The 7805-nt window shown below is 40.2% G+C and carries 8 protein-coding genes; 4 read left to right on the top strand and 4 right to left on the bottom strand.

Annotated elements, in window-relative coordinates:
* The first annotated feature begins 462 nt into the window (after nt 1-462).
* Entirely contained in the window at nt 463-690 is a 228-nt protein-coding gene (locus OCU38_RS15115; RefSeq protein ID WP_023403087.1) for a hypothetical protein, read from the top strand.
* A 104-nt stretch (nt 691-794) separates the two neighbouring features.
* Here the strand turns inward: OCU38_RS15115 and OCU38_RS15110 are convergent, their stop codons facing one another.
* The gene (locus tag OCU38_RS15110) at nt 795-2288 is read right to left on the bottom strand and encodes an anion permease (protein WP_261824344.1); all 1494 of its coding nucleotides are present in this window, start codon (nt 2286-2288) and stop codon (nt 795-797) included.
* Nucleotides 2289-2717: 429 nt separating this feature from the next.
* On the opposite strand from OCU38_RS15110, the gene OCU38_RS15105 reads away from it, so the two are divergent.
* Nucleotides 2718-3017: an isoamylase early set domain-containing protein gene (locus OCU38_RS15105; protein ID WP_261824343.1), complete on the top strand. Its 300-nt coding sequence runs from the start codon at nt 2718-2720 to the stop codon at nt 3015-3017.
* A 107-nt stretch (nt 3018-3124) separates the two neighbouring features.
* Here the strand turns inward: OCU38_RS15105 and OCU38_RS15100 are convergent, their stop codons facing one another.
* From OCU38_RS15100 to OCU38_RS15090, 3 genes are all read right to left on the bottom strand, one after another.
* A complete protein-coding gene (locus OCU38_RS15100; protein ID WP_261824342.1) occupies nt 3125-4417 on the bottom strand; it encodes a cytochrome-c peroxidase in 1293 nt (430 codons plus the stop codon).
* A gap of 120 nt (nt 4418-4537) precedes the next feature.
* Nucleotides 4538-5281, bottom strand: a complete 744-nt coding sequence (locus OCU38_RS15095) for a sulfite exporter TauE/SafE family protein (RefSeq protein WP_261824966.1) — start codon at nt 5279-5281, stop codon at nt 4538-4540.
* A 269-nt stretch (nt 5282-5550) separates the two neighbouring features.
* Complete coding sequence (locus tag OCU38_RS15090; protein ID WP_261824341.1) at nt 5551-6156, bottom strand: hypothetical protein; 606 nt, start codon at nt 6154-6156, stop codon at nt 5551-5553.
* Nucleotides 6157-6218: 62 nt separating this feature from the next.
* On the opposite strand from OCU38_RS15090, the gene OCU38_RS15085 reads away from it, so the two are divergent.
* Both OCU38_RS15085 and OCU38_RS15080 read left to right on the top strand, forming a co-directional pair.
* The gene (locus OCU38_RS15085) at nt 6219-6344 is read left to right on the top strand and encodes a hypothetical protein (protein ID WP_261824340.1); all 126 of its coding nucleotides are present in this window, start codon (nt 6219-6221) and stop codon (nt 6342-6344) included.
* 172 nt (nt 6345-6516) lie between these two features.
* The gene (locus OCU38_RS15080) at nt 6517-7425 is read left to right on the top strand and encodes a dienelactone hydrolase family protein (protein ID WP_261824339.1); all 909 of its coding nucleotides are present in this window, start codon (nt 6517-6519) and stop codon (nt 7423-7425) included.
* Nucleotides 7426-7805: the final 380 nt, after the last annotated feature.

The raw sequence follows: 7805 nt of genomic DNA, 5'->3' as shown, positions 1-7805 counted from the left end.
ACGGCACCTTTCTTAAATTACATTTTAACAATCGACAGATAATATAAAACCCTTTACCAAACATTTACTTAACATTTCTTTTATTTGATACATCAAAACTAGCCTTTACTCGCATATATATGCGTAGCAGTAACGTTTTAACTCACTGTGTGCATAAAAATTACTGTGATGTTTTACGGAATCAACTCGGAAATGTGTCACAAATGTAATTGAATATTTTATGCTTAAGAAATCTATTACTCATAATATTGTAAAATTAAAATATGAAGTGACGATATAAAACTCTAAATACTAGCACTCATAAGCAGATAAAATATTATTTGTTAAGGTTATGATCCAATATATAAGATGAATATGTCGAATTAAAGATTTGATCGAGCTCAAAAATTAGCCACTAATGACTATACCCCAAAAGTAGTAAGGAGTATTATGACAACGGCTTCATAAAAGGAGGTTTTTGGCATGAATAAAGACTCATTTGGCATTTGCATTAATAGTGCCATGCTTAAAAAAAATGAGCGTACAACATTCACCCATGTTCGCGCCTATCAGGCAGATGATTCTGGGCTAGATTTTAGAGTGTTACTTGCAATCCCACAGATCACGGGAAAAGAACTGTTAAACACCATGCAGCACTCGCGAAATTTAGTTTGGCGAGCGACCTATCAATGTAATTGTGAATATGAGTAATAATGAATGTACTACTGCTCAAAAAACTAAACGCCAGTGATCCCCCACTGGCGTTTTATGTTTTTAGAGCATCAAATATAAAATCTATAGGCTAGATCAAGCCATTACAGACCTAATATTGACCACCAAACCATCCCCGTTGACATGAATACAACCGCCGAGCTGATAGCAATCACCAAACCAATCTTCATCCACTCCGCACTAGTATGATAGCCATACCCCATCATGATAGGGTTACGAGCGTGAGAATAGGTAGATAGGTTACAACCTACGTTTGTAATACCTGCAACAGCTAAAACAGCTATAATTGGTGAAACACCCAGTGTCATCAACGCGCCAATCACTACAGGGCCTAACGCCATTACTTTTGCAGTGCCAGATGCAAATAAGTACGCACTAATCAGATAAAGAGCCATCATTGCCATTAAAAATAGTGTTGGTGACGCACCCACCATACCGGTTTTCAATGCATGAGCAACGCTGTGCCCTACCCAAGTAGAAAATCCAGTACCTTTTAAATTGTTCGCCATACCCATCAGAGTGGCAAACCAAAAGAACGTATCCCAAGCTGCAGAGTTATTTTTAACATCATTCCAGCTAAGCACATTGGTAATAATTAATACTGACAAACCAATAAACGCCGCTACTGTGGTGTACATACCAAATGGTTTTGTCACCCACATAATGATCATAGCGATAAAGGTGCCGAGCAAGATCCACTCTGGCGCCGTTGTGCTTTTTAGTTTCGCCAGTTCTTGTTTAGCAAACTCAGGCGCTTTTGGCGTCTCTTTAGTTGCAGGAGAAATGGTTTTATACAGAACAAAAGGAATGCTGATCAATAATGCTAATGCCGGAACCAATAGATATTCAGACCAAGTGGCAAAATCTAAAGTCACACCCGCTACGCTCAATGCAATACCCACCAAGGCCGCATTGCCCGCAAAACCCGTGCTAAAGCCAACTGCGGATGCATCATTCATCGCAGACGATGATGAAATTAGAAATTGACCTAATTTCTTGTCGTCTTTATCAATGACTTTTGCCAAAGAATCAGCAATTGGAGCCATGATACTGGCACGCGCTGTATTTGAGGGTGTACCCGGTGCAATTAAGAAATCGGCAACGCCAAGGCAATATGCTACTCGTAAAGTCGATTGACCAAACTTACTCAGAAGCAGCAATGCAATACGCTCACCCAATCCTGTAGTGGCAAATGCTTTCGCCAGTAAAGTGGCAATAACAATAAGCCAAATCAGAGGATGATTGAAATCGCGCAAAGCAATCGTCAATGCACCTTTAGAAGAGCCCGCACCTGTAGGATCAAGTAGAATAAAAGCCGTCAGCCCAACTAGCGCAGTTGCCCCTGTCGGTAATACGTTACAAATAATACCTGCAATGGTGGCAATAAAGACGATTGCCGTATGATACGCCGTTACATTCAATCCACTTGGTGGTTGCACTTGCCATAAAATTACAGCGACTATTGCTATTATTATTAATGGGATTAATTCTTTTATTCGGGTCATACTATTACCTGATTTACCGGTGAAGGCGACAATATAGATAGCGCCTTGTAGTTGCGTTTCGCTGTTGAGCACAGAACATATCCCTTCGTAATAAGGGCATAAACTGGCACTGACAAAGTTTTGTTAGAAAATTAACAATGCAACTATAAACCATACGTAATTGTTTGAGATCGAAAAATAGGACGCATAGTTGCATACTTAAATTTCACTGCAAAAAGTAAATTTGCGACAAGCCCCCTAGCAATTTAACGGCGCTATTTTCCGAAGAAGCCCTCCTTTTTCATCATACAAGGTTACTCAAATAAACTGTGATGATGAGCACGTGGCATTTGCGGTTCTCGCTTATAAATATGACAAAACGACAGCATCAGTTACAAAACAGTCACCGCGAGTTACAGATTGTTAAAGATAACTTATAAAAATACAAAAAAACTTGAAGTTCATATTTTAATCAATGAAAATTGAGTAAGCATTGATTTACATATATAAGGAATATCAACCGTGCTGAAAAAACGATTTTTCAAGACTAAGGATGAAGTTGAAGTAACGTTCGAGTGGCCAAAATCTGCAGAGCAATCTATTGCTATAGCTGGTGATTTTACTGATTGGCAACCTGTTGCCATGAAATACAGCAAAGCAAAGAAGGCGTTCAACTTTAAAACTCGTTTTCCAAAAAATGAACAATTCCAATTTCGCTACTTGATTGACGGTGAAATTTGGGAAAACGATCCTAAAGCTGATGCTTACGTACCCAACGACTGTGGTACAGATAACAGCATGCTCTCTACTGCTGAAGCATAACTGTTGTTGCTAACCAAATACTATAAAGGCTTAGTCTGCGACTAAGCCTTTTGTTTTATTGCGTTCAAATTAACAATGAAAATAAGAACCCCTGATACCTGCCAATATTATTGCTCTACAAAAGGATTACTGTATTTTTCATCGCTCAACATGCTTTGATCGGTCAGCGTATCTAAAAACGCAATTAAAGCTAACTTCTCTTCATCAGTAAAATCAAAACGAATAGGTTCATCATCACTGCCTAACAATGGGCTCAATAAATTCTGATGCTTTTGAATACCGGTACTGTAGTGTTCAATAACTTCATCCAAATCTGCAAACCGACCATCATGCATATAGGGCGCTCTAACCGAAATATTACGCAAAGATGGGACTTTAAATTTACCTTCATCCTTTCTTAGTAAAGTCGTTTCAGCAACACCCAGATCATCGGTTGATACAAGATCAAGCCCGTTATTTGTGCCAATGGTGGTCGCTAATACCTCATTTTCAAGCGGAACAACACCAACAAAGGCTTCGGATATATGACATCCTGCGCAATTGACCATGTCGCCATTTCGAGTTTCTTGCGGTAAGAAAAATAACGCTTTACCCAGATTTTCCTGCTCAGTAAATTGAGGGAAATCTCTTATTGGTGAGCTTACATCTTGCCTGGCAATATCATACTTTGCCGTGGTACTGACCATGCTCCTAATAAACTGAGCTAATGCTCGTGAGATTCTGTCACTTGAAATGGTCGGATCGCCAAAGGCATCTTCAAATAATGCAGGATAATAATCCTGATTTCCGACAATCTCTTCTAACTCAGCTAACACCAGCCCCATTTCTACAGGATCTTGAAAAGGCATCAACGCTTGTTCTTCTAATGAATCCGCCCTTTCATCCCAAAAAAACTTTCCTGAATAGTAAAATGTGGCATTGGTTAATCCCATAGAGTGTCTTCTGGTTTCACCGCCAGCAAAACCGACACTTAATACTTTAGGATCGGAGAAACCATTTTCTTGAATATGGCATGAAGCGCACGAAACGGTTCCATTCGCAGACAGTTTTATGTCGTAAAACAACACTCTGCCTAACGTTGCTCCCGCATCCGTAGTTAAGTTGTGATCGGGCTGATTATCCATATTGATAGCCGCGCGCTGAAACTGAAAGCCCGCTGGAAAATCGTTCACCAAATAATGTTCGGGAAGCTCGATATTAGAGTAATTAAAATGAGTTTCAGGCAAGTTAAGTGCTGATGATGGGCTGGTTTCAGGAGTAGTTTCAGGGCTTGTTGGAACTTCTGGATCGGCAACGTCTTCACTACTACCGCTGTCACTTCCACCGTCACTATTACACGCCATTAAGCATAGGGTTGCTAGTAAGATAACTAACGTATTTTTAGTACTTATTGTTGGCATAATTAGCAATAACTTTAATCCATTAATCATATGCCAGTTTAGCATATTCAGGTGAAAACCTTCGATGATGATAAACCTGATTAAAATCCAGCTTGTTTATGTGTTGGCTTATATCTTTGTTTACAAATAGGTACTGTAGAAAAAGTAGCAAGTAATAGACACGCTAATCACCACCACAATATTTTTAACCCATATCTGTGGTAAACGCCTTGATATATGCGCCGCATAATATCCTCCCACCAAGGTACCGACTAACACCACCATAGTGGCCGGCCAATCAATCGCGCCTTGTAGCATAAAAATGACAATCGCAGTCAAAGAAACACCACAAGAGATCAACAGCTTAACGCCATTCATGGTGTTAATGTCTCGATAACCCGCAATCACCAAAAAACTCAGAGAAATAATGCCTAGCCCAGCATTAAAAAATCCGCCATAGGTAGCAATAATCAATAGCCCACACCAAATCGAAACTTGTCCTATTTTAGAGGCGTGTTTATATCGAGCGGCTAACGTCTGCAAAAATCGATTAAATTGAGGACCAACAATAAACAGCACAGTGGCAAACAATAATAGCCAAGGGATCACTTTTAAAAAGGTGTGCTCTTCGACGCGCATCAGCGACCACGCCCCTAACCCTCCACCAATAATACTGAGCAGTACGATCTTAGGTAAATTGGCGCGATCTTTTTTAATGTCTTCTTTAAAAGCATAAGCGCCGCTCAGATAGCCCGCTGTCGACGCCAATGTATTACTGGCGTTTGCCATGATCGGCGGCACACCACTGAGCATTAACGCAGGAAAAGTGACAAAACTGCCACCACCGGCAATGGAGTTCATCACGCCGCCCACAACACCTGCCATAAACAGCAAAACAAATTCCAAAATTCCCACTTAATTGCCTTTTTATAAAATGATGTCTGATAACACTATAGTGCTATCAATGCTGAGTGCGTCATATAGCAATGTATACAACGATAAAAATGGAGTATAGAAAGGCAGTTAATACGCAGTCTGTCCACAAAGTAAAGTGTACTCATAAGCTCAGCGACTGCGCGTGGTTATTTGTAATAAAAAGTATTCAGTTGTCTTTAACTCTCAAGCGAAAGGGACCAGATTTCAGATAATGAACGCTAGCATCGTACCCACTTTTTCTTCGATTCTTCGGTCCGTTTAATTTTTTGCGTGGATCGAAGTGTATTAATCACTTTAGTAAAATCAGATTGAGATAAGTCTAATTGCTTCTGCAAGCTTGGATCTAAAGTGCGGGGAAAGGTTAATGCTTTGAGCATCTTTTCTTCAGGCGAATTAGACTTGGATTGATTAGATATAGCCAGAGTGGGCTTTGACAACTTAGACTTCAGTGGCTGTGGTTTAAGGATAGGAACCACAGTTTGCTCTCTAGTTCGAATGCTTTTACATGCTGATCCCAATTGCTCACACTGAAATTCAAACGCAGATATTAAGCTTTCGTCATTGCTGTATAACTCGAAATGAGTTGATCCCAATTGTCGCTTATCTAGAGCTGACAACACCCTCGATAGATAAGCAACAATATAAAAATCCGCTTGATTTGACCCATTAGGATAATCATCTAAAAACAAATACAGCGACTTTTCACACACCAATTTAACTGAGTGAGATTTAGAAAAAACGAACACCTTATCTACTACAGAAGCCGTAAGTTTTTCCAATGCTTTTAATCCAACATTTTCAGCATCAACAAAGATCATTTTCATAGTTAATCAAGCTCCATTTGTTTAACAACAAGTAACAATGGCGTGGTTTACGAACAAATTTAATGACGTTTAACCATTTTACAGAAGTAGATATCAGCGAGAAGCAAGCAGATCACAAGTATATGATTTGTAACAATACAGCGGATGTTGTAGGTGCTTCTATCCAATACACTCAGCAAGAAACATAGGCCTAAACATGGGGCCTAAACATGAGGCCTCACAAGCGCTGTGCCAGAGTTTTGTTTTACTGTCATCGACATATGGCGCTTTGTTGTTACAAACATTTTAAAATATTATTGAGCGATCGTTCAATAATCTACTATAGTTATTTGGTTTAACAACTCACAACAAGGAAAGGTTATGAATCAAAATCCCGAATCTCAATCAACAGCAACTAGAACGATTCCTCAAGAAGCATTTGATTGGTATGACGAATATGCACACGGCCTAATTGATCGCAGAGAATTTATGGCTCGCCTGTCTGGACTGGCTGTACTTGGCTTAACCATGACAACATTAACTTCTGCGCTGATTCCTAACTACGCCAAAGCAGAACAAGTCTCTTTTAACGACCCATCCATTAAAGCCACCTACGAGAAGTTCCCATCCCCTAAAGGTCATGGAGAAGGCCAAGGTTACTTAGTCGTGCCAAAAGAGATCGATGGCAAGTTACCAGTTGTATTGGTTATCCATGAAAATAGAGGCCTAAATCCATACATCAAAGACGTTGCAAGACGACTTGCCGCCGCAGGATTTATTGCGTTTGCACCCGATGCACTTTATTCCCTTGGCGGGTATCCAGGCAATGACGATGAAGGCCGAGTGATGCAAAAATCTCTATCAAAAGAGCGAATTGAAGAAGACTTTATCGCCGCTGCCAACTTTTTGAAAACTCATGATAAAAGCAGCGGAAAACTAGGCGCAGTCGGATTTTGCTTTGGCGGCTATATCGTCAATATGTTAGCGGCCGTAATGCCAGACGAGCTAAATGCAGGTGTCCCTTTTTACGGCACACCTGCCGCGCCTGATTTAAGAAAGAATGTAAAAGGACCGCTACTGATCCAATTTGCCGGCATCGACAAACGCGTAAATGCAACATGGCCGGACTATGAAGCCGAGCTCAAAAAGATTAACGCAGAATACACCGCTTACATCTATGAAGGCGTAAACCACGGCTTCCACAACGATTCAACCGGCCGATATGCTAAAGAAGAAGCGGAATTAGCTTGGTCCCGTACGCTTGAGTTCTTTACGAAGCAGCTTTCTTAGCGAGGAATTGCGCCGAGGTAGGTTGGGCTCAGAGACGTGTTGGTGTGAGTTTGCACAGCACGTCGTTGAGCTATTATGTTTTAAGCTAGTTTTTCTGCACAACCTTCTGCTGGGCATTTGACTTACTTTTCACTACACCAAATTACCCAACCATGAACTATGCGGCCAAATTTGCTTGGCACTCTAATCTCTAGAATTTGGGGGTTCATGCATATTAGGGCTAAATTCAGTTTAAGTATGAGAATGGTATGTTTTGTCTAGGGCCCAATCTCATTTTTCAATTCAATAAACAGTAAGTAATTATTAATAAAAAGATTAATGCTATTCTACTCTAAGATAATAAGCAGGATTATTATTGTGTTAAGACACAATGCTAACTG

Origin of the sequence: Vibrio neonatus (assembly GCF_024346975.1) — a bacterium.
Lineage (GTDB): Bacteria > Pseudomonadota > Gammaproteobacteria > Enterobacterales > Vibrionaceae > Vibrio > Vibrio neonatus.
Note: the sequence above shows the minus strand (reverse complement) of the source record. Positions and strands in the feature narration are given on the sequence as shown.

Bases quoted from the DNA above. Each gene is read 5' to 3' on its own strand.
- OCU38_RS15100 (WP_261824342.1), bottom strand. From the start codon at position 4,417: ATGCCAACAATAAGTACTAAAAATACGTTAGTTATCTTACTAGCAACC.
- OCU38_RS15095 (WP_261824966.1), bottom strand. From the start codon at position 5,281: ATGGCAGGTGTTGTGGGCGGCGTGATGAACTCCATTGCCGGTGGTGGC.
- OCU38_RS15085 (WP_261824340.1), top strand. From the start codon at position 6,219: ATGACGTTTAACCATTTTACAGAAGTAGATATCAGCGAGAAGCAAGCA.
- OCU38_RS15090 (WP_261824341.1), bottom strand. From the start codon at position 6,156: ATGAAAATGATCTTTGTTGATGCTGAAAATGTTGGATTAAAAGCATTG.
- OCU38_RS15080 (WP_261824339.1), top strand. From the start codon at position 6,517: ATGAATCAAAATCCCGAATCTCAATCAACAGCAACTAGAACGATTCCT.
- OCU38_RS15115 (WP_023403087.1), top strand. From the start codon at position 463: ATGAATAAAGACTCATTTGGCATTTGCATTAATAGTGCCATGCTTAAA.